The organism is Vibrio sp. B7 (assembly GCF_963888765.1).
Taxonomy (GTDB): domain Bacteria; phylum Pseudomonadota; class Gammaproteobacteria; order Enterobacterales; family Vibrionaceae; genus Vibrio; species Vibrio anguillarum.
Map to the genome: position 1 here is coordinate 59,797 of NZ_CAWPKR010000011.1, position 21,594 is coordinate 81,390.

General features: G+C 44.9%; 19 protein-coding genes. 9 read left to right on the forward strand and 10 right to left on the reverse strand.

Features of this window, described 5'->3' with window-relative positions:
• Positions 1 to 96: 96 nt before the first annotated feature.
• The 5 genes from nhaA to AACV32_RS05355 form a co-directional block, all read right to left on the reverse strand.
• Positions 97 to 1,242, reverse strand: coding sequence for a Na+/H+ antiporter NhaA (gene nhaA, locus AACV32_RS05335; RefSeq protein WP_026028562.1), 1,146 nt, complete (start codon positions 1,240 to 1,242; stop codon positions 97 to 99).
• Between the two features lie 280 nt (positions 1,243 to 1,522).
• Positions 1,523 to 2,656 carry a lipocalin-like domain-containing protein gene (locus AACV32_RS05340; protein WP_170894729.1) on the reverse strand — a complete coding sequence of 378 codons (1,134 nt, stop codon included), beginning with the start codon at positions 2,654 to 2,656 and terminating at the stop codon, positions 1,523 to 1,525.
• Positions 2,657 to 5,110 (reverse strand): FtsX-like permease family protein, encoded by a 2,454-nt coding sequence (locus AACV32_RS05345; RefSeq protein WP_170894730.1) that lies wholly within the window; start codon positions 5,108 to 5,110, stop codon positions 2,657 to 2,659. It lies immediately after the preceding gene.
• Positions 5,091 to 5,762 carry an ABC transporter ATP-binding protein gene (locus AACV32_RS05350; RefSeq protein ID WP_017050900.1) on the reverse strand — a complete coding sequence of 224 codons (672 nt, stop codon included), beginning with the start codon at positions 5,760 to 5,762 and terminating at the stop codon, positions 5,091 to 5,093. The genes AACV32_RS05345 and AACV32_RS05350 overlap by 20 nt, the downstream gene beginning before the upstream one ends.
• A gap of 123 nt (positions 5,763 to 5,885) precedes the next feature.
• Entirely contained in the window at positions 5,886 to 7,262 is a 1,377-nt protein-coding gene (locus AACV32_RS05355; protein WP_017049845.1) for an MATE family efflux transporter, read from the reverse strand.
• 40 nt (positions 7,263 to 7,302) lie between these two features.
• Here AACV32_RS05355 and AACV32_RS05360 point away from each other — a divergent pair, with 40 nt between their 5' ends.
• Positions 7,303 to 8,796, forward strand: a complete 1,494-nt coding sequence (locus tag AACV32_RS05360; RefSeq protein WP_026028563.1) for a DUF2867 domain-containing protein — start codon at positions 7,303 to 7,305, stop codon at positions 8,794 to 8,796.
• Between the two features lie 42 nt (positions 8,797 to 8,838).
• Here the strand turns inward: AACV32_RS05360 and AACV32_RS05365 are convergent, their stop codons facing one another.
• Genes AACV32_RS05365 through rsuA form a run of 3 tightly spaced genes read right to left on the reverse strand, consistent with a single transcriptional unit; the run spans position 8,839 to position 11,449 of the window.
• Positions 8,839 to 9,498 (reverse strand): DUF2913 family protein, encoded by a 660-nt coding sequence (locus AACV32_RS05365; protein ID WP_017049847.1) that lies wholly within the window; start codon positions 9,496 to 9,498, stop codon positions 8,839 to 8,841.
• Positions 9,498 to 10,706 carry a Bcr/CflA family multidrug efflux MFS transporter gene (locus tag AACV32_RS05370; RefSeq protein ID WP_170894731.1) on the reverse strand — a complete coding sequence of 403 codons (1,209 nt, stop codon included), beginning with the start codon at positions 10,704 to 10,706 and terminating at the stop codon, positions 9,498 to 9,500. The genes AACV32_RS05365 and AACV32_RS05370 overlap by 1 nt, the downstream gene beginning before the upstream one ends.
• A 47-nt stretch (positions 10,707 to 10,753) precedes the next feature.
• The gene (gene rsuA / locus AACV32_RS05375; protein WP_017044313.1) at positions 10,754 to 11,449 is read right to left on the reverse strand and encodes a 16S rRNA pseudouridine(516) synthase RsuA; all 696 of its coding nucleotides are present in this window, start codon (positions 11,447 to 11,449) and stop codon (positions 10,754 to 10,756) included.
• A 104-nt stretch (positions 11,450 to 11,553) separates the two neighbouring features.
• Here rsuA and AACV32_RS05380 point away from each other — a divergent pair, with 104 nt between their 5' ends.
• From AACV32_RS05380 to AACV32_RS05405, 6 genes are all read left to right on the forward strand, one after another.
• Positions 11,554 to 13,296: a DEAD/DEAH box helicase gene (locus AACV32_RS05380; RefSeq protein WP_170894732.1), complete on the forward strand. Its 1,743-nt coding sequence runs from the start codon at positions 11,554 to 11,556 to the stop codon at positions 13,294 to 13,296.
• 65 nt (positions 13,297 to 13,361) lie between these two features.
• Positions 13,362 to 13,751: a PepSY domain-containing protein gene (locus AACV32_RS05385; protein ID WP_010318383.1), complete on the forward strand. Its 390-nt coding sequence runs from the start codon at positions 13,362 to 13,364 to the stop codon at positions 13,749 to 13,751.
• Between the two features lie 9 nt (positions 13,752 to 13,760).
• A complete protein-coding gene (locus tag AACV32_RS05390; protein WP_010318384.1) occupies positions 13,761 to 14,420 on the forward strand; it encodes a response regulator transcription factor in 660 nt (219 codons plus the stop codon).
• Positions 14,410 to 15,750, forward strand: coding sequence for an ATP-binding protein (locus AACV32_RS05395; protein ID WP_013857021.1), 1,341 nt, complete (start codon positions 14,410 to 14,412; stop codon positions 15,748 to 15,750). The genes AACV32_RS05390 and AACV32_RS05395 overlap by 11 nt, the downstream gene beginning before the upstream one ends.
• A gap of 227 nt (positions 15,751 to 15,977) precedes the next feature.
• Positions 15,978 to 16,256: a 50S ribosomal protein L25 gene (gene rplY, locus AACV32_RS05400; RefSeq protein WP_010318386.1), complete on the forward strand. Its 279-nt coding sequence runs from the start codon at positions 15,978 to 15,980 to the stop codon at positions 16,254 to 16,256.
• Between the two features lie 165 nt (positions 16,257 to 16,421).
• Complete coding sequence (locus AACV32_RS05405) at positions 16,422 to 16,814, forward strand: ribosome recycling factor family protein (RefSeq protein ID WP_017047699.1); 393 nt, start codon at positions 16,422 to 16,424, stop codon at positions 16,812 to 16,814.
• A 1-nt stretch (position 16,815) separates the two neighbouring features.
• Here the strand turns inward: AACV32_RS05405 and AACV32_RS05410 are convergent, their stop codons facing one another.
• On the reverse strand, positions 16,816 to 17,172 hold the full coding sequence (locus tag AACV32_RS05410) for a PilZ domain-containing protein (protein ID WP_017046184.1): 357 nt from the start codon (positions 17,170 to 17,172) through the stop codon (positions 16,816 to 16,818).
• Positions 17,173 to 17,462: 290 nt separating this feature from the next.
• Here AACV32_RS05410 and AACV32_RS05415 point away from each other — a divergent pair, with 290 nt between their 5' ends.
• The gene (locus tag AACV32_RS05415; protein WP_026027722.1) at positions 17,463 to 18,749 is read left to right on the forward strand and encodes a DEAD/DEAH box helicase; all 1,287 of its coding nucleotides are present in this window, start codon (positions 17,463 to 17,465) and stop codon (positions 18,747 to 18,749) included.
• Positions 18,750 to 18,949: 200 nt separating this feature from the next.
• Complete coding sequence (locus AACV32_RS05420; RefSeq protein WP_170894733.1) at positions 18,950 to 19,570, forward strand: LysE family translocator; 621 nt, start codon at positions 18,950 to 18,952, stop codon at positions 19,568 to 19,570.
• Between the two features lie 61 nt (positions 19,571 to 19,631).
• On the opposite strand, the gene AACV32_RS05425 is transcribed toward AACV32_RS05420, so the two are convergent.
• Positions 19,632 to 21,548: a bifunctional metallophosphatase/5'-nucleotidase gene (locus AACV32_RS05425; protein ID WP_170894734.1), complete on the reverse strand. Its 1,917-nt coding sequence runs from the start codon at positions 21,546 to 21,548 to the stop codon at positions 19,632 to 19,634.
• Between the last annotated feature and the right edge of the window lie 46 nt (positions 21,549 to 21,594).

Consider the following 21,594-nt stretch of genomic DNA (forward strand, 5'->3'; position numbering starts at 1 on the left):
AAACTTAAATTTTCTATTGATTAAGAATATTGATAAATCAAATGGTTAGTTTATAAAATGAATCAGCCCTCGTATTACGGAGGGCTGATTATATTCTTATGCGTTTTTTGGCAAAGATAAACGAAGCAATATATAGCCTACAATCGCGGCAGTGGTCGAGCCCATTAATATACCGAGCCGTGCAAACGTATCAAATTCAGCATTGGTCGGTCCAAAAGCCAATGACGAGATAAAAATCGACATTGTAAAGCCAATACCACATAGCACTGACACGGCAAAAATATGCTTGAAATTGATCCCTTCAGGCAATTTAGCGACACCGAGTTTCACCGCAGCCCAACTGAAGGTAAAAATACCCAATGGCTTACCAATAAATAGGCCAAGAGCCACGCCCAAAGGCAACATTGACGTGAGGCTAGATACGGAGATCCCTTCCAGTGAAATCCCGGCATTGGCAAATGCGAACAATGGCAGAATACCAAAAGCGACATACGGGTGTAGCGCATGCTCAAGATGCTTTAGCGGAGAATATTCGCCTTTATCACCTTTCAGCGGAATAGCAAAACCAATCACTACACCAGCCAAGGTTGCATGAACACCAGATTTAAGTACGGCAAACCATAAAATCGCACCGACAATTAAGTAAAGGCTAATTTTGGTAACATGCTTGTTGTTTAGTACAAAAAGCACACCAGTCATTAAGAAACCGACGGTTAACGCAATGGTAGAAAGATCACCGCTATAAAATAGCGCAATAATGACCACAACCCCTAAGTCATCAATAATCGCAAGCGCCAGCAAGAACACTTTTAAGCTGATCGGAACACGTTTACCCAATAACGCCATAATACCTAGCGCAAACGCAATATCAGTGGCCGCTGGGATCGCCCAACCTTGAATCGCTTGTGCATCACCAGCCGTAAACAGCACGTAAATTAATGCTGGAGCAAGCATGCCGCCGACGGCAGCAATGGCTGGGAAAATAGCCGTTTCTTTGGATTTAAGAGCACCTTCCAACAATTCACGTTTGACTTCTAAACCAATCAACAAAAAGAATACGGCCATTAAGCCATCATTGATCCAATGCGACACTGACATTCCAAACACGTAGGAATGTAAAAAAGATTGGTAAACATCATTTAGCGGTGAGTTAGCAATCATCATTGCAATTGCAGCAGCAATAACCAGCAAAATACCACCTGCTGATTCCATCTTGAAAAAGTCGCGAATCACATCACTCATGATATCGTCCTTATAGTTATGCATGTTAATAAACCATTAACAAATGAATATGACAGAGTTTATACAGTAGCTGATAGAAGTAAAAATCGCTTGTTCAGATATTAAGAATCGGAATTTCCGAGTCAAGCATAACAATACAACGTATATTCCTTGGTTTTCACCATTTTTCCATTGCTGATTAGTTTTCATACATAACAATTTTACAACAAAACAAAAAAGGATCACAAAAACACAAAAGGTCAAGAACAACTTGACCTTTAGATTCCGCAAATATTTGAACTTAGTTGCTCGTTAGTTGCATGAAACCCGTCACCTTATGACTACCATCGGTGATAATGGGGCCTTCCCAATAAGGGATCAGAAAGGGTGACCACAAATCGCGATTCACCGCTTTCGTCACCAGATGAATATTATATTTAGGAATGTTTACCACCCATTGTAACGGGATGTCACGCTCATTCTCCGACGCGGCAGAAACGACAGGAACTAAATCAATTTCATCAGCAGATAGTGCGATCGTGGTGCCCGAATCTTTCACAATTGCCCCAAACAAATAGGGCTCTTGCTGAAAATAACGATAGCGATTAACCAATAAGGTTGTTTTGCTATCGAGTTTAACGAACAACTTATCCCATCCCTGTTTAGCGTTAGGCAGTAGATTATTACCCCACTCCTTGCTCAGCCATGCATTACCTGTGACTTGAATGGGTTGAGAGTTAACACCTAAGTTGAGCACACCTTTGACCTGCAAAAACGGTGCTTGGAGACTATATGAGGCTAAAGAGAGTGAATCATGTTTTTTTTGGTATCCCTGCTGACCAGGTAATACAAATGGCCCGGAAAGGTTATTTTTTAATGAGAGTGAAAACGTGTCCGTCGCTACATCTAATACTCCAGGAAATGGAGTCGTCCCCGGTGCGCGCCAGTTCCAATTATCAATCCACATTTTAAACGGCTTTAATTCTAAGCCGGCTTGACCAATTCCGCCCCGCGCAATCCGCTGTTCACGCCAGACTTCATTCTTTGAAGAGATCACCACATAAGCAAGATAAAGCTGAGGACTAAGCCATCCATTAGCATCTCGAGCTTCGTTAGCGAGACGAAAATAGCTCCACTGGATCCCATATTGCTGCCCATGTTCATCACTGACATTCGCAAAGTAATGCCACCACTCATGTTCAAAACCTTGATGAAAATTGAAATCTTGAGGAAGTCGTACCGGGCGATTAGGAAGCACGAACTCGAATGGGTGCTCCTTCGATATTGATGATGTATCCATTTGCTTAGAAGCTGTTTCAGAAACGGCATATTCTGAAATCGTTTGCTGTGCCTGCCAATACTGGTGCCACGAATAGAGGCAGAACAATACAGCAATCAACAAAGAGCACAAAAGTACGAGGTATCGTTTCATCATTTATAACGCGTCTCTAAATGAGCTAATCGGTGGCCTTCTGACTAAACGAATGACCGGGATTGCACCTGCGCACATCAAGGTCACCATCGCCCATGCTGCCGTTTTCAAATACTCCCCGGGGATTAACTGCAGTTGGATTGTCCAACCAAAGGATTGTTTAATCACAATGTCCACCACAAGACGAGCGAGTGCAAGCCCTAACGGCATTGCAATCACGAGCGCTATCGCCCCAAAAACACACAACTGCAAGCTGCCAATCACCACCAGCTCTTTACCAGAAACACCCAAACAACGCAGTAGCGAAACATGTCGCTGGCGGGAAACCTCTCCGGCTAACGTAGCAAAGAAAATACCACACACGGCAATCAACAAAGTAATACGCCCGAGCGTATCGGCGATGGCAAAGGTTCGATCAAACACCCGCATCGCTTGAGTGTGGATGTGATTGTTATCAAAAATCCGCTCAGGGCCCAACCTAAATACCGATTCTAGTCGCTTCTTTAATCCTTGGTCATTCACACCTTCGTGCAAAACCACTCCTAGCGCAACATTTCCCGTACTGGCAAACGCAAATAACCAATTTTGGTGTGACAATAAGACTTGGTGGTAAGGGTTACCATAATCGTAATACACTCCCACGACTTGCCACTTTTGGCCCAAAGGCTCAGAAAGGTCAATAAAATCACCAGGCTTAATGCCTAATTTAAGCGCCATGGATTCACTGATCATCAAACTCTTTGAATGGTGTAAATCATACCAATAGTTAGGAACAGCGAGTTTAACCGTCAACGAGTCTAACTCACCATCGGAGATACCTGTGCTGACCACTTGCAATGCACCTTTGTCAGTGGCGAAATCTTTTTCCCAACGCCACCAAACATCATTGACCTCAGGCTGCGCTTTCAACCAACTGCTCATTCTTGATGCTGAACTGTTGGTAGGATAGACATAAATATCGGCCGCTAAACGTTGGTTTAACCATTTTTCAGTAGTGTCTCTAAAGCTACCAACCATGGTTTCAATGCCAATATTCGCCGCCATAGCAATCATAAATGCCATAGTTGCGACACCGCGATAGCTCATACTAGCGGCTGCATCGGCAAAGAACCAACGCGCTTTTACCCAAGCGAGTGAGTAGGAAAAACTGTTGAACAGCGTCCAAATAAGATAAGGCGTAAACAGCGCAACACTGAGCAACATCAACGCAATAATTGCAAAACCAGAAAGTTGCGTTTGTGGAACTTGATACACGGTAATCGCCGCGACAGTCAATGCGCAAGCAACAAGGGCTTGCAGGCGAAATTCTGTGCCAGCAAATCGAAGCAAAGAGAGACGAGCCGAAAGACGAATAGGCTGCGATTTTAGCAACCGGACGAGGGGCCAAGCGCACGCCGCAAATGCACCAATCAACGCCATGGCTAAACTGTAACTACTCCACTGCCAATTCCAGCTAATCGATAAACCGACATTAGCATCATACAAGTCACCCAAACTGGCTGAAACCGCTGGAATAAGTTGATTGGCCAATAATAACCCCAATCCGTTACCGCATATCCAGCTAAGCAGGACCATGCCAAACAACTCAATCACCAATGCTTGGGTAAGCTGCCAGCCAGAAACGCCCGCTTGCCGTAATAACCCGACTAAAGGTTGACGCTGGATTAAAGATAAAGACATGGCTTGGTAGAATATGAATAGCCCGACCAAAAATGCCAACATACCCATTGCATTGAGATTGAGATGAAAAGCACGCGTGAGTGATTCCAGCTCAGTGCGAGAACTACGGACTAGCGTCAAACCATTAGGTAAATTATCTTTTAGTCTTTTCAGTTTCTCTGGCGGCATATCACCACAAGCAATAACAGATAAGCCCGAACTTTTCTTGAGCATACGCACCAAGGATAGATCCGCAATAACGCGTGTTCCGTTGATGAGATCTTGTTGATCGATCTGAATAGGACCTAACTTTGATTCATCATCAAGCACGATAAAATCACCCGTTTGCCAACCTTGGAGACGAGCGAGATCAACACTCACCAAAATAGGATACGGCGGATTCATCAATGATACTGTCGAAAATTCCGATAGAGGAAGGCCGCTATTGGTTGGCAACATCGCGACGGGATCAAGCCCAATCAGCGAAATATCCGTGCCATTTTTTGTCGTCAAACGATGGTTTTCAAAAGGAGCGCACTGAGAAAATCCATCACGGCGCAACTGAATATAGAAACCTTGGGGGATTTTATTGGCAATATGCTTGGAACGAATACGATAAGGTAATGGATTAGAAAACAGCTTTTCGCCATGTTCATAACTTTGACGAGCATGCTGGTTGATGGCCGTCACTCCCACCAACAATGAAACGCCAAGCGTTAAACCCAGCCATACTAGGATGATTTGTAAAGGATAACGCCGATAATGACCAAGTAGCGCCTTAACTACGGGCCATAACATGCAACAACCCTCCTTGTAAACGTACGCGACCATCCATATGCTGCGCGACTTTTTCACTGTGCGTCACCAATAATAACGTGCAATCCAACTGGCGAGTTAAGGTCGTCAATAAACGCATCACCGCCTCGGCATTACGCTCATCAAGACTACCGGTTGGTTCATCTGCTAATAAAATCTTAGGCTCCATGTACAAGGAGCGCGCGATCGCAGCACGCTGCTGCTGCCCACCAGAAACCTCTTCAGGGTATCGGCCTAGCAACGGCATTAAATCAAGCGAAGAAAGAATTTGACGCAGTAAACCTTGGTCTTCCGGCATTCCTTTCAACTGACGACAAAAGCGAATATTATCCGCGAGATTGAGGGTGGGAAGAAGATTAAACTGCTGAAATATATGACCAATGTTATTTCGGCGATAAGCGGTACGCTTACTTTCTGACGTGTCATGCATGGCAAAACTTGGAAACCAAATTTCGCCAGAATCGACAATATCTAATCCGGCAATAAGGTTGAGTAATGTACTCTTACCCGAACCACTTTCACCCATCAATGCGATTTGGTCGCCTCGGTTTAATGTTAACTCTGCCCCCTGTAGCACGGGATGAAATTCATCGCCATCTAGATAGCCTTTACACAGGTTGGTCAGCTGTAACATCAAATCGCTCGCAATCGACTAAAATTGGATTGTGAATCTACACTAATTCTCCTGCAGTAGAAAGCATTTTGGATACCGGATCACATTATGTGCATCAAATTGCACCACCTGACTGCGTTGTGTCTAATTTTCAATCAAATTTCGCATCCACTTCTTGCTTTTCATTCGATAAAGAGAACCGCCCCATTTAATCAATTCTTCAACGAGAAACAATAAATAGATGGCTTCAGGCTTAGCCCCAAGCACAATCGCACAAAATGCGGCTAACGGAATACCGATCAGCCACTGCGCGACTAAATCTTGATAAAGACAAAACTTTACGTCACCGCCAGCTCGCAACACGCCAACAATCACCGTCATTGGAATGGAACGTAAAATGATGCCAAGGCTCAGTATCACGATAAACTCTTCAGATAAAGCACGGGTTTCATCCGTCAAGGCGGTGAAAGAGTTCAGGATAGGGATCTGCACCACATACAAAGCAGCAGCGACAACCACGCCCACAAGAAGGCTGATGATAGTTAAGCCCAAGGCTTGATAATAAACGGCATCGTACTGCTTAGCGCCAAGTTGGTTACCGACTAAAACCGCAGCCGCATTCGACATCCCAATAAGTAAACTCAATGAAATCGATTCTACTGGCGTCATCACCGATAACGCCGCTAAGCCTTGCACACCACTCTGCCCCATGATGGCATGGTAGGCAAATAAACCGCCTGCCCATGCAAGGAAATTAAAGGTGGTTGGCAACGAAAGCTTCAAAAAACGAGAAATGGTAGGCCATTCAATGATGGCTCGGATATCGTCAATTCCAAACGCTAACAGATGTTTCTTAGCATAGAGGTAACCGTATAAACACGCGACTTCAATAAAACCACTTAGCACGGTAGCAATCGCCGCACCTTCAATTCCCATTGCGGGAAAACCCAATTTGCCGAAAATCAGCACCCAGTTTAAAAACACGTTTGAAACAATACCAATACCGCTAAAAAACGTGCTGAGCCCTGGTTTATGCATCGCTCGCAACCCTACTGCCGTACTACTGACGCAAGCTACAGCAAACATACTGAGTGAGGTAATAACCAAATATTGGCTACCTAGCGCATTAACGGTCTCGGAATCCGTGGTTAGTGCCATAATTTGACTTGGAAACAGTAAAAATAGTACCACCGTCATGACAGCAAATAGGTTAGCGACTAACCACGTAAGTGCGGTACTTTCTCGCACGCCCTGTTTGTTTCCTGCGCCCCAATACTGAGCTGTTAACAGTGCGCCTCCGGTTGTCACGCCCACTAGCATGATGGTGGTGACAAAAGTTGCTCTAGCGGCAACGCCTACCGCAGCAATTTCAGCCTCACCTAATTGCCCTAGCATCAAAACATCCACTAGACCACGGCTAGAAAACATAATACTTTGCAAGGTGATCGGCAGAGCGATAGCCATTAAGCGACGGAAAAAATCGCCTCTTGTATGTAGCATGATTTGCGAAAAAACAGACAACCGATCACCTCAAATTCAACACATTGATAGCACAGAAAAAATGAAGTCGCTATTATACGTCTGTGAGCATAATCTAACCATCTTATTTGAAGGGACCGTCATGAAAAAAGTGTTAGTACTCGGCGCATCAGGCTATGTCGGCTCACAACTGTTACCTTTGCTATTAGCGCAAGGTTTTCAAGTAACGGCCGCAGCTAGGCACATTGACGACTTAACCTCACGTGCCATATCTCATCCCAACCTTACCTTGCGTTATTTAGACCTTACCGATAAAGAGGCGACACTTGCGCTTATCCCACAATTTGAACTGGTTTATTTTTTAGTGCACGGTATGGCGCAAGGACATGATTTCGTCGACTATGAATTGTCGTTAGCGGAAAACGTTAAACAAGCCCTTGAGGTTAGCCAAGTCAAACACCTGATCTACTTAAGTGCGATTCAGCCACAAACCGGAAACTCAGAGCACCTCAAAGCACGGAAAATGACCGGCGATCTACTTAGGAAAAGTCCTGTACCAGTGACCGAGTTAAGAGCCGGTGTCATTCTTGGACCGGGATCAGCCGCATTTGAAATCATGCGTGATTTTGTTTACAACTTACCGATGCTCATCACTCCCAAATGGGTTGATTCCAAAGCAAATCCGATAGCGCTAGAAAACCTCAATCATTATCTACTTGAATTAGCTAATGAACAGCCCGTTGCACACCAATTGTTTGAAGTCGGTGGGCCTGACACCCTCTCCTACCGCGAACAATTTGCCATTATTTGTCAGGCAACGCAGAAACCTTTTCGGTTATGGTCTACCCCACTATTAACCCCAAAAATGGCTTCTTACTGGCTAGGTCTTGTCACCTCCGTCCCCTCTAATATTGGCAGAGCACTACTTGCCGGTTTAGATCATGATTACATTGCCGACTCACAAGCCATTGAAGCACGCTATCCTCAAAGACTGATCTCATATCGTGACGTTGTCACCAAAATAATCGAACATGAAGGGGAATTTACACGCTCGCAGGTGTGGGGATTTGATCCAAGTGCCCTACAGCGTTGGCAACCCGGTTTTGGCTACTATCCTAAACAGGCAGGAGCAACGATTCAGACCAGCGCCTCTGCTGAGGCTTTATGGGATGTTATCCGAACCATAGGCAGCCGCCAAGAAGGCTATTTTTTTGCCAATGCACTATGGCGTACACGCGAATGGCTAGATCTTTTATTCGGTGGTGGCAAACCTGTGCGCCGCTCCCCTTGTGGCCCGGAACTGCAAGTTGGCGATTTTATTGATTCGTGGAAAGTGATCCGCTGCCAACCTCAACAGTTTTTGTCTCTTCTTTTTGGGATGAAAGGCCCAGGATTAGGGCGATTGGAATTTACCATTAAAGATCTAGGCGAAACGCGAGAACTCAATGTGACCGCATGGTGGCACCCCAAAGGATTCTTAGGGTTACTTTACTGGTTCGCGATGATGCCTGCCCACCTTTTTATTTTTAATGGCATGGTCAAAGCCATCGTCAAAAAGGCACAAAAAAAGAGCTAGCGAAATCGCTAGCTCTGCAACTTATTGGGTTTCAATTCCATACTAATCAATAGGAAAGCCTAATGGAATTTCAGCCAATTGCACGCCATGGTTGCTTGGGTATATCAAATACTCACCATGATATTTCACATTCGACTTATAATCGGTACGTTTGTGCACCATAAAGCCAGCACTGCTGGCCTTTTCGACGAAATCAGCATGATGGCCCCGCACAAACCAGTTCATCGGCTTCACGAGCAGTTCACCATCAAAGCATGATTCACACTGATTTGCGCACAAAGCCAATGAGTTTTGCCCATCGGTAAAAAGCTGTAATTTGCCTTCATTCACCAATGGATCACATGTTGTCACCTCCCAGTGAGCCGCTTCCATGAATTCCAAAAACGCGTCAATTTTCTTATCGGTAATGATGTTATCCGCGTCTTGCGCAAAAAACTTACCGTAAAATGCTGAGATGCGTTTGAAGATAAACAGTAATTCAGATTGGTTGCCTTTCGAACGTCCAGCTTTCTGCCAACGATTTAAATCATCCACCACACAGCGATGAAAGCGTTGTGCTTTCAATGCCTTACTCACCCAATGCACCAAAAAGTGATTATTAGCTAAAGGCGCATTCACCAGCTTATTCGCTTGGTGTTCTGCTGTTAACTCTTGCAGCGCTGTATTCACTACACGTTGAATTTCGAGGTAATACTCTGACATTACGCCTTTCTTCCTAATGTCCAATAAAAAAGAGATGAAAGTACCGAGCACGCCGTCATGACCACAATCATCGGCCACTCAACATCACTAGGCATCATCGCGACAATCGCTGCAACCACTGAGCCTGTGCCAAAACGCAACGTTCCAGCCAGTGAAGAAGCGGTACCCGCCATTTTCGGATAACCACTTAACAATAATCCCATTGAATTACTGCCTATCGTTGACAATGTACCAATAAAAAGCACCACAAAAGGCACAATGCCCCATAAACCAAGGTTGAGTAACCACGCGATAAATAGCCCGATACCTGCGCACAACTGAATCAACAAACCAAAGCGTAGCATGGCGTGGGAACCGACTCGTTTCACCATTCGACCATTTAAACTGGTCATGATAATCATCGCGACGATATTGAGGCCAAACAGGTAACCAAATTGATCAGGATCGACTCCATAAATATCAATATAGACAAAAGAGCCTGCGGTCAAAAAGGCAAACATACCAGCAAAAGAGAAAGCACCAGAAAAAACAAGCCCCATCGCGACTGGGTTACGGCTTAACTGCACATAGTTGCGAATGGTATTTCGAAAGCGCAGCGGTTGACGATTTTCTGCACTGAGTGTTTCTGGAATTTTCCAAACCACGAGAGCAATCACCACCGCGGCAAAAATAGCCAACACCCAAAATATCGAACGCCAACCAAACCAAATGGCCAAGTGTCCGCCAATCATCGGCGCAGCTAACGGGGCAACGGTCATCACTAAGGTGACAAAAGACATGGCGCGGGCAAAATCTTCGCGATCAAATATATCACGCACCACCGCTTGAATAACCACAGCCGCCGCTGCTCCAGCAAAACCTTGCGCAGCGCGAACATACGTTAACGCTTCAATACCTTGCGTAGTCGCACTCACAGTGGCAGCAATACCAAACAGTAATACGCCGATCAGCAGCACTGGGCGACGGCCATAACTGTCGGCCAGCGGGCCATGCAATAGTTGGCCTATCGCAAAACCAGCGGTATAAGCAGTCAGCGTCATTTGTACCGCTCCAGCACTCACACCGAGATCTTTAGCAATCGCTGGCATGGCTGGCAGATACATATCAATCGCCAGCGGCGTTAATGCGCCAATTGCGCCTAAGACTAAGAAGAGTAAAAAACTAATGTGCGGCGTATTATTCGCTGTAACAGGTTGAGATGAAGTCATAGTTCTCCAGATAAATAAGGAATGAAGTTGCAGTAAAGCTAGGTCGTTCAAGCCCCAATAGAAGCCACTTCTTGGTCAGTCAAATAACGGTATTCACCGGGCTCTAGTGCCTCATCTAGCACAATATGACCAATGCGCTCACGGTGAAGGCCAACCACTTTATTGCCTAAAGCAGCAAACATGCGTTTAACTTGATGGTATTTGCCTTCATGAATGGTCAGTAAACATTCATTCTCACCGACGACTTCCAATTGCGCAGGCAAGGTTGGCTCACGCTCATTACGCAGTTCAATGCCCGTTAAGAATTGTTCGACATAATTCGCTTCAATAGGATCGGCAAGCCAGACACGGTAGGTTTTGTCGCATTTGTGTTTTGGCGAGGTAATGCGATGAGACCATTGGCCGTCATCGGTGATCAGAACCAAACCTGTGGTATCGACATCCAAACGTCCTGCAAAATGCAAGTCTTGAACATTCACTTCATCGAGCAAAATAAATGCCGTATGATTGAAGCCGTCTTCATGTGAGCAAACGTAGCCAGCGGGTTTGTGTAACATGATATAGCGCGGGCCATGCAAGATTAACTCACGACCTTGCCACTCCACCTCACACTCCTGCGTCACCTGCAATGAACCACTTTTCTGCGTCTTACCATTTACTGTGACATCACCACTTTTGATGATCTTGGTGGCTTCTTTACGTGTCGCACCTAACGCATCACACAAAAATTTATCTAACCGCATGATTACCTCATCTAAATCAAGTCAGGTATTATACGCAGCTAAAATGAAATAGTTGATCTATTTCACTGTTTTTATCCAGCGTTCAACAAGAGAAAACGCGAGTTATGTACACACTTCGTCCTTATCAATCGGACTCGGTCAAAGCCGTGATCCACTATTTTCGTTATCACACTACGCCCGCCGTAATTGTACTACCGACGGGGGCAGGAAAAAGTTTGGTTATTGCTGAGCTGGCAAGGCTTGCCAAAGGACGAGTCTTAGTACTAGCGCACGTGAAAGAACTGGTAGAGCAAAACCATGCCAAATATGAGGGCTACGGTTTGCAAGGCGCGGTATTTGCGGCAGGTTTAGGACGAAAAGAGACCGATCAACAGGTCGTCTTTGCTTCGGTACAATCCGTGGTGCGCAATTTAGATGCCTTTAAAAATCAATTTTCATTACTGGTGATTGATGAATGCCACCGCGTACCGGATGAGAAAAGTAGTAGCTATCAAAAGGTGATCACCCATTTAAGCGAGCTCAACCCGGGGATTAAAGTGTTGGGGTTAACCGCTACGCCTTATCGTTTAGGCATGGGCTGGATTTATCAATACCACACTCGCGGCCAAGTGCGCAGTGAGGAGCCTCGCTTCTTCCGTGACTGTATTTTTGAGCTACCGATCCGTTATCTGCTCGATGAAGCTTTTTTAACGCCAGCGCGAATGGTTGATGCCCCCGTGCTCAGTTACGATTTTTCGCAGCTAAAACCCGCCAATACCGGGCGCTACAAAGAAGCCGAACTCGACATGGTGATTGAGCAATCGAAACGTGCCACACCACAGATTGTTCAACAAATCATCCAACTAGCACAGCAAAAACAGGGAGTAATGATCTTTGCGGCCACCGTTCGCCACGCCCAAGAAATTGTGCAATTACTGCCCAATAACGAAACTGCCATCGTCATTGGTGACACGCCGCCCCCTGAGCGCGACACCATCATCAAGCAGTTTAAACAGCGCCAAATCAAATTCTTAGTTAACGTGTCGGTATTGACCACAGGTTTTGATGCTCCGCATGTTGACTTGATTGCGATTTTACGCCCCACCGAGTCCATCAGTTTATATCAGCAAATTGTCGGGCGTGGGCTACGCTTATCTGCAGGAAAAACCGAATGTTTGGTATTGGATTATGCGGGCAATAACTATGATCTTTATCAACCAGAAGTCGGTGAGCCAAAGCCCGATCCCAACAGTGAAATTATTACCATTCCCTGTCCGGCCTGCGGTTTTAATAACAACTTTTGGGGTAAACTCGATGCCGCTGGTTTTTTGCTTGAACACTATGGTCGACGTTGCCAAGGCTATTTTACAGACGAAGAAAGTGGCGAACGAGAACACTGTGGTTACCGTTTTAGAGCAAAATATTGCGGTGAGTGCGGGGCTGACAACGATATCGCCGCACGTATCTGCCATGAATGTGACACAACACTGGTTGACCCTGATAAAAAGCTCAAAGAAGCACTCAATCTCAAAGATGCATTGGTTTTTGAATGTATCGAAATGGATTTGAATGTACATAAAGATGCAAGTGGAAAAGCGCAACTGCGCGTTACCTATCGTGGTGAGAACGATGCGCAAGTCCACGAATTTTGGCCACTAACCACCAAGAAACAGAAACAGGTGTTCCACGACCAATTTGTGCGACCACACCTAGCCGATAAGCATCGCCCTTTTGATCAATCTTCACCAAGCAAAGTGGTGGCTCATCAACACCGTTTTCGTCCACCACAATTTGTCATTGCGCGAAAAGTGAGACGATTTTGGAAAATGCGCGATAAGATCTTTGAAGATGAGCTACAAAACCGATGATTCACTTTCTATTCATGTAAGGTTATTTATACTCTGTTCATCTTATTATTTACAGGGGGCGCAACATGTTGTTCAAAAAGGGTAAAGCTTTCGCACGCTTACTGCTGCTCTCATCATTATCCTTACCCACTTTAGCTGCGAGCAGTGATGTACACGATTGGGTTCAAGACACTTATAAGCCAGGAACCAAGGTAGAGATTGATGAGGATCAAGACGAGGTCTACGCGGCAGTTCAAAAAGGTTTAATTCATCCATTGTCTGAGCTTTATGCCACGATAGATAAAGAACTCAATGGTCGAGTTATCAAAGTAGAGTTAGATGAAGATGATGGTGAATGGGTCTACGAATTAAAACTGATGCATGACAACCGAGTTATCCGCGTAGAATATAATGCAAGCACATTAGAACTAATGGCTATTCGTGGCAGGAACCTACGCGACATCATCAAAAAATAGAGAATAACCATGAAAATATTGGTAGTCGAAGACGATCCTCGTCTTGGGGAACAAATTGTAGAAGCGCTTGAACAGACCGGCTGGGTGCCTGAATTATCACAAGATGGCATTGATGCACTCTATCGCGCCACATCAGAAGAGTGGGATGTGATTGTGCTTGACCTCGGTTTACCCAAGCTCGATGGGCTCACCGTATTGAAAGGCATTCGAGATGAAAACATCAATACGCCCATTGTGATCCTCAGTGCAAGAGACGGTTTGACTCAACGAGTCGAGGGCTTAAATGCAGGAGCGGATGATTACCTCACCAAACCATTTGAGATGGTGGAATTAACCGCTCGTATCCGCGCACAACTGCGCCGAGCATCAGGTAACGCTTCCCCTGTGATGCAAATCGGTGACTTAAGCCTTGATACTCGAACCTCTAAAGTGATGTGGCAAGGTCAAGCGGTGAGCTTGACGGCACTGGAATACAAAGTGGTTGCCTACTTCATGCACAATGCCGACAAAGTCATTTCACGGACTGAACTGGTGGAACACATCTACAAACAAGATTTCGATAGAGACTCCAACACCATCGAAGTGTTTATTGGCCGCATCCGTAAAAAAATCAATAACAACATTATCAAAACCGTGAGAGGACTGGGATACCAGCTTAATGCAAAATAAAACCTCGGCCTTAAAGCGCCTCAGTTTAAAAAGTCGTTTACTGCTCGCGGCAACGTTTTGGTTAGGTACCATGATTTTAGCGGCGGGAATTGGCATTCCCACACTGATCAAAGACTACCTAGTCAATGATGTGCAAAGTCAGCTACGCTTAGCGATGGATGAAATCACGGCGAACTTGGAAGCGACACCGCAAGGAAATCTAGTACTGTCGTCGCGCCTTTCAGACCCTCGTTTTAGCCAACCCTACAGCGGCCTTTATTGGACGGCCTCAAGCCATGATCAATCGCTTCGTTCTCGCTCATTGTGGGATAAGCGCCTTATCAGCGAAAAACATGGCTTGAAAAGCATCGTCAAAGGCGCAAGAGATGAAAAACTGATCGTCATTGAACAAATCATCTACTTACCAGATTTCCCTTCTCCTATCACCATTACCATCGGTCTTGATGAAGCGCCATTACAAGACACTTTAAACAGCGTAATTAGCCAATTGTGGATGATACTAGGTCTGCTCTTCAGTGGTGTATTGGTGCTGATTGGCTTGCAAGTCAGTTGGTCATTACGGCCGCTAGGGAAAATGCAAAAAGAGCTGGCCGCATTGCGCAAAGGTCAACAAGCCAGTCTCAGTGACGAGTACCCAAAAGAAGTCTTTCCGTTAGTCAATGATTTGAATGCACTGTTATTCCACTATCAAGAATTGCTTGAACGTGCACGTAATCATGCAGGCAATCTCTCTCACGCTTTAAAAACACCGATTTCTGTACTGCGCAATGAGATCGATCATCTTGATTTCGCACAACAGCAGAAACTCAGAACACCGATTGAACAGTTACAAAAGCAGATTGACTACCATCTAGGCCGCGCGCGCATGGCTGGCTCAATGAATATTCTTGCGGTAAAAGCCAATCCAAGCGAACGGGTAGATGCTATTTCTATGGCATTTGACAAAATTTACGCACAGCGTGAAATCACGTTAGTTAATGAGTTGGATTCTGATCTAGAGGTTGCCGTTGACCCAACCGATCTCGACGAGATGCTCGGCAACCTACTGGAAAATAGCTACAAATGGGCAGCTTCTTTGGTTCGAGTTCACGCAAAAAATCGAGAAGAAGGCTGGGTAGAAATCCACATTGAAGACGATGGCCCAGGTATTGCTGAGCAAGATCTGGCTAAAGCGGTACAACGTGGCGTGCGCTTAGACGAAACAACCTCTGGATCTGGGCTTGGGTTGAATATTGTCAGTGAAATGGCGCACAGTTATCGCGGTACGCTAACCCTATCGACTAGCACCATGGGGGGGTTAAAAGCGGTGCTAACTTTTCGTTCGGTTTAATGGACGAAATCGAACTCGACATTAAACAATAAAGACTGTCACGGTCCTTCGTAACACTGCAATAAATCGATGCTGCAAGGGATTTTCTATTGCCCCATCTTAGATAGAGTGCTAGTATCCGCGCTCGTTTTGTTAGTAATCATTGATTCACTATCAAAGCTATACCACATCAGCAAGGTCGCATTGCAGATGTGAAGTTTATTTTTACTAATTTGAGTGTAAAAACTATGAAATTCGAAGCAGTAGTACGTACTGAACTAGGTAAAGGTGCGAGCCGCCGCCTACGTCACGCGGGCCAATTCCCAGCAGTTGTTTACGGTGGTGAAGCAGCGCCAGTTGCTATCGCACTGGATCATTCTGACGTGATCAACCAAATGGACAAACCAGAATTCTACGAAGCAATTACTCTAGTAATTGATGGCGCAGAAGTAAAAGTTAAGCCACAAGACGTTCAACGTCACGTGTTCAAGCCAAAAGTTGAGCACATGGACTTCATCCGCATCTAATTTCCTACCAAGGAATTAGTTGGATAAAATCCAACCTTTTGCATAAAGACTATCGGCCTTACCATCCGAGAAATCTAAAAATTCGAAACCCCGATAGCTACCAACTATCGGGGTTTCACCGTTTTATAAGACCGTGTTATAACGGAAAGTCATTCAAACAAGAACATGGCTATTATGATCATCACGATTTCCCTCCCCTCATTGATTCATCGGCTTGGTGGAGAAAATGCGAAAAAAGCAAAAATGCTGGCGAGAGAATATCAGTGCGACCTGAAACGAATACGACGTTCCAGAAATTGGCAAATCAGTGGTGAGATAACGCAACTTGAATTATTGGCAAATCGGCTCAGAGAACTTGATTCACTGGTAATGCAATTTTTAATAACGAGACTCAAAGACAAACTGGCAGAATATCAGGAACAGCTTGAACCCAAATCAGCCAAGTTGGTAAGGCTTGTTAAACAAAACCCATCAATCACTCTCGCCGAACTTATGCACATCACGCACTGCACAATCGCAGAAGCACGCACCGCTCGTTTCAACGCAGACAGTTTTTGATTTAAGCAGAACGTAAAGACGAGAAGTAAGACGGGTATCTTTGGCGAATATAACGCTGTTCTTCAACCATGTGCTTAAAAGCAGGACCATTGGATAGTTGAACCACGACTTCATCTTGTTGAAAGCGCAGTACTTGACCTGCAATTTTGACTGTATTGTTGCTGCGTAGCTGCACCGTACCAGACATCGATAGACCACAATATAAGGTAGTCACTCTCGGCATTGAAATACGAATGCCTTGCTCTGATATTTCACAGACATGGAATAGCTGATCATCAATTTTTACGGTAGGTCTTGCCCGCTTTGGATACTTTAAGCGGTAATATTGCCGTTTCTGTACAAAATCTGCATTGTCCATGGCGTCTATGCATCCTTTATCAAGGTTAATTACTTCTGCGTCATCATGATGCTACGCAAGTGTTGAGAGTCTACCATTTATTATCGGCTTCTGAAGTAAAAACATAATAGAAAGATAGGCAACCGCTATGAATCACCAATTCATCTCATTTGTGAACTCAAATACAATTGGTAAATAATGTGGGAAATTTATCACTGATCACGATAAACGTGAGATAAATCACTCTAAATCCTATATAGTGCACGGCTAAAATTAAGAACTGTAGGCTGTCTGCTTAAGGAACCCGTTAAATGTCATTTTCATCTCAAGGTTTTGCACCTGAACTTGTTAAAGCGCTTACTGAATGCGGCTATGAAAAACTTACCCCCATTCAGCGACAAGCCATTCCCGAGGCTCGTAAAGGGCATGATATTTTTGCAACGGCGCAAACTGGCACAGGCAAAACCGCAGCATTCGCACTGCCCGTTATTCAACATCTGTTAGATAGCGGCAAGCAACCTTCGCCTAAAACAGCGCGAGGCTTAATTTTGGCACCCACGCGTGAATTAGTGGCACAAATTGCCCAGAACATTAAAGACTACGTCAAGTACACCAAACTCAGTGTCGCTGCTGTCTACGGTGGAAATAAAATGTCTTCTCAAGTTCGTCAGCTTGAAATGGGTGTGGACATTTTGGTCGCGACCCCTGGCCGATTAGAAGAACATTTAAGTGAAGGTAATGTTTCACTCGCCAACCTTGAGTTTTTGGTTTTCGACGAAGCAGATCGAATTTTAGATATGGGATTCATCAATCCCGTGCGTAAAATCATGCTGGAAGTAGAAACCTCACCGCAAATCATGATGTTCTCGGCCACTACATCCACTCAGCTTAACCAACTGGCGGGCGATATTTTACGCAAACCCAAGCGCATTAATGCCGATCGTGCCAATACCACGGCCGCAACAGTGGCGCATGTGGTTTACCCTGTCGATCAAGAGCGTAAAACGGAACTGCTGTCTGAACTGATTGGCCGCAAAAATTGGCAACAAGTCTTAGTATTTGTGAACTATAAAGAGACGGCTAATGAAGTGGTTAAAGAGCTGAAACTGGATGGCATCAAGGCCGTGCTATGTCATGGCGATAAAGCACAAAGTGCACGTCGACGCGCTCTTGAAGAATTTAAAGAAGGCAAAGTGCGTGTCATGGTTGCGACCGATGTGGCTGCACGTGGTTTAGATATCGTCGACCTACCGCACGTGGTTAACTATGACATGCCATTTCTCGCCGAAGATTATGTACACCGCATAGGTCGTACTGGTCGTGCTGGCAAACAGGGACATGCTGTCTCATTTGTCAGCCGCGAAGAAGAGTTGACTGTTGTTCAGGTTGAAAACCTTATCCAACAACGCATCCGCCGTGTTGAACAGCCAGGTTATGAACCTAAACAGCGTGATGCCTACATTGAAAAACTTCACACAAAAGCGGCGTACAAAGATCGCCAAGGCCGTCGTAACAACCCAAATGACGAAAAGCCGGATCAAGCCTCAGCAGAACGTCGTTTGAACATGATGAATCGACTAAAAAATCGTAAGAAGTAAGTCATAACAACGAAAGAGCTGCAGCAATGCGGCTTTTTTCATCCCTGTGCATCCTATCTATGCTTCATCATCCCAAACGGTCATCTTTATTGGTTTCAATCCGTAAGTAGCACTGTCGTCAATTGCACAGCAAAGTGAAATAGTGAAGATTGTAATTAATGTGTATGCTAGAGCTCTTGTCTCTCAACACGGATTGATTAATGAGCAGTACTTTACTTCTGGCATTTATACCAACATTCTTTTTTGTTTCGATTACTCCAGGTATGTGCATGACATTGGCACTGAGTCTTGGGATGAGTATTGGTTATCGCCGAACTTTATGGATGATGATGGGAGAGATCGTCGGTGTGGCGTTCGTTTCCATCGCAGCCGTTGTGGGGATGGCTTCGATTATGCTCAATTACCCTTGGCTCTTTACCGGATTCAAAACCATCGGTGCCATCTATCTTGGCTATATAGGCATTCAGATGTGGCGCTCAAAAGGCAAGCTCGCCCTCAGTAGCGACTCACAAGTCACTCCCCATAACAAAGACTGGGATCTTGTCATGCAAGGTTTTGTGACCGCGATTGCTAACCCTAAAGGCTGGGCGTTTATGATCTCCCTACTTCCGCCTTTTATTAATAGTGAAGTACCACTTGCACCTCAACTATTACTGCTGGTGTCCATTATCATGGTCTCAGAATTTGTCTGCATGACACTTTACGCAACAGGTGGCAAGGGGTTAAAACGAGCTCTAGGGCATTCAAAAAATGTGCGTCTAATGAACCGTATTTCAGGCTCATTGATGATAGGCGTTGGATTCTGGTTATTGATGAGTTAGTCGTTAAAGTAGTAGGCTCTGACTTTTGGCCAGAGCCTTAACCGTTAATTTAAAACTTTAGCTAATCTAAAACATTAGCATTCAATGCCTTGAGCAATACAATATCTCGATTGATACGCTGTTTTTCAGCATCAGAAGCTTGGCTACTTTGCAAAATACGCGCATTGATCGCCTCTTCAGCCGCGGCCTTATTGGTAAAGAGCAGTGCTTTAACATTGATCGAGGCGATATTGCTATAACGCCCATCATCACTACTTGGTACATCAATTTGGCCACTATTAATTAGAGCTTTCACGATGGCACGTTCCGATTCATACCCTTGCAAACCTTCCAGCTTCCAACGTTGCATTGGTTTCCCTTCGTAGCGGCCTTGCTTCTCTTGGGTGAGATAGCGGATCGTTAGGTTTCTAATAGTTCCTTCCTCTTCGCCATATTCCGCTTCCGAGTCAAAAAGAATCGGGAATGACCGCCCTTCAAGGCTACCCCCTTTCTGCGTCAAATGCCCCATTCGGTAACTATTCATACCCAACCGAATATCACTAGTATCATCAATCGGTTGTCCACCAGCAAAACGCAGATCTTTAATTCGCTTACCCGCAGGTTGAGTAAGATCAATGGTGTAAGTGACACCCGCAAAAAAATCATTGGTTGAGTATTTCGATGCGCGCCGCTTTGGATCAAAGCTATAAGTCACATCGCCTGGCGAGACGGAATTGAAATACCCAGCGGCCCATTCCATGTAGGTGCGCAGCTCTTTACCCGTCATTTGGTAAACCGTAATTTCACCACCAGCATATTGATAGTTAAACGCGATATCTTTTGCTTTGATTGGGCCAGTATCAAGTTGAGCTTGGTCATTATCAATTTGCAGTGCGATCACGTTTGCTTTTGGCGCGTAGAAAAAACTGGCTTCCTGAAACAGCGCACTGATGCCGGTATCTTGAATATGCACTTGAGGGATACCGCGTATTTCATCATCAGGAACCAAGTCGACTCCGTCAAGTATCGCAATTTCGCGATTGGCATTTTCTCGTAAGCGTTGATGATAAGGTGCGTACAGCGTTTCCATTTTCGAATCAGAATCAACACCTTTTATAGGGTAATTGAAGCTGTCTTTATGAACGAGCGTGTATTTGCCATCCTTTTCTTTAAATTGGAAATCGATTCGAGATAAAACGCGTCCATATTTGTCAGGCTCGGTAATGATGACACCGTTTACCGTCGCTTTATCAATTTTAGTGTGCATGTGGCCAGCAACAATGGCATCGATTTCCGGGTTAGCATTGGCAATATCAGATACGCCCGTATCTTTGATGTCGTTTTCGTTATCCAGCCCCATGTGCGCAACCAAAACGATCGCATCGACATCATTTTTTATCTGCCCAATCACTTTTTTCACTTCAAGTGTTGGGTTAGTGAAGCTCATGCCTTCAAGGCGATTAGTGCCTTCAGCAAACACTTGTGTCATCGGAGTATCCATTCCAATAATACCGATCTTGACGCCATTTTTTTCAATAATTGTTGCGGCGGGTAAGAATGGATTGCCATCGGGCCTCTGAATATTTCCGGCTAACGCTCGGCCTTTAAATTGAGTCAGGGAGCGATTTAATACCGATAAACCAAAATCAAACTCATGGTTACCCAGCACCCAAACATCGTAGTTCATCTCATTAAAACCGAGCATCATAGGGTCTACGGCTTCATGCTTAAACGTTTCAACAAAGTTTCCCTGAATCGTATCTCCCGCATCCACTAAAATAACGTTTTTATCTTGCTCTCGTATCTGTTTAACCTTGGTGGCGATTTGACTTAGGCTCCCCTGCATATTCAGTTTGTCAGCAGCATAATCCCATGGCATAAAATGCCCGTGAATATCGGAAGTACCAAGAATGGTAACTTGATGAATATCGCCATCAGCAGCGAAAGAAGAAGCGGCAATAGAAGCAAGTATTGCGCTAGTAACAATTTTTAGTTTCATAACATACTCATACGTATAAACAGGCTTTCATTAAAACAGAGTGGAT

Coding starts and splice junctions, on each gene's coding strand:
- AACV32_RS05415 (WP_026027722.1), top strand. CDS start 17,463: ATGTCATTTTCATCTCAAGGTTTTGCACCTGAACTTGTTAAAGCGCTT.
- AACV32_RS05420 (WP_170894733.1), top strand. CDS start 18,950: ATGAGCAGTACTTTACTTCTGGCATTTATACCAACATTCTTTTTTGTT.
- AACV32_RS05350 (WP_017050900.1), bottom strand. CDS start 5,762: ATGTTACAGCTGACCAACCTGTGTAAAGGCTATCTAGATGGCGATGAA.
- AACV32_RS05345 (WP_170894730.1), bottom strand. CDS start 5,110: ATGTTATGGCCCGTAGTTAAGGCGCTACTTGGTCATTATCGGCGTTAT.
- AACV32_RS05380 (WP_170894732.1), top strand. CDS start 11,554: ATGTACACACTTCGTCCTTATCAATCGGACTCGGTCAAAGCCGTGATC.
- AACV32_RS05385 (WP_010318383.1), top strand. CDS start 13,362: ATGTTGTTCAAAAAGGGTAAAGCTTTCGCACGCTTACTGCTGCTCTCA.
- AACV32_RS05340 (WP_170894729.1), bottom strand. CDS start 2,656: ATGATGAAACGATACCTCGTACTTTTGTGCTCTTTGTTGATTGCTGTA.
- AACV32_RS05370 (WP_170894731.1), bottom strand. CDS start 10,706: ATGACTTCATCTCAACCTGTTACAGCGAATAATACGCCGCACATTAGT.
- AACV32_RS05405 (WP_017047699.1), top strand. CDS start 16,422: ATGGCTATTATGATCATCACGATTTCCCTCCCCTCATTGATTCATCGG.
- AACV32_RS05395 (WP_013857021.1), top strand. CDS start 14,410: ATGCAAAATAAAACCTCGGCCTTAAAGCGCCTCAGTTTAAAAAGTCGT.
- AACV32_RS05410 (WP_017046184.1), bottom strand. CDS start 17,172: ATGGACAATGCAGATTTTGTACAGAAACGGCAATATTACCGCTTAAAG.
- AACV32_RS05365 (WP_017049847.1), bottom strand. CDS start 9,498: ATGTCAGAGTATTACCTCGAAATTCAACGTGTAGTGAATACAGCGCTG.
- rsuA (WP_017044313.1), bottom strand. CDS start 11,449: ATGCGGTTAGATAAATTTTTGTGTGATGCGTTAGGTGCGACACGTAAA.
- AACV32_RS05425 (WP_170894734.1), bottom strand. CDS start 21,548: ATGAAACTAAAAATTGTTACTAGCGCAATACTTGCTTCTATTGCCGCT.
- AACV32_RS05390 (WP_010318384.1), top strand. CDS start 13,761: ATGAAAATATTGGTAGTCGAAGACGATCCTCGTCTTGGGGAACAAATT.
- nhaA (WP_026028562.1), bottom strand. CDS start 1,242: ATGAGTGATGTGATTCGCGACTTTTTCAAGATGGAATCAGCAGGTGGT.
- AACV32_RS05360 (WP_026028563.1), top strand. CDS start 7,303: ATGAAGTCGCTATTATACGTCTGTGAGCATAATCTAACCATCTTATTT.
- rplY (WP_010318386.1), top strand. CDS start 15,978: ATGAAATTCGAAGCAGTAGTACGTACTGAACTAGGTAAAGGTGCGAGC.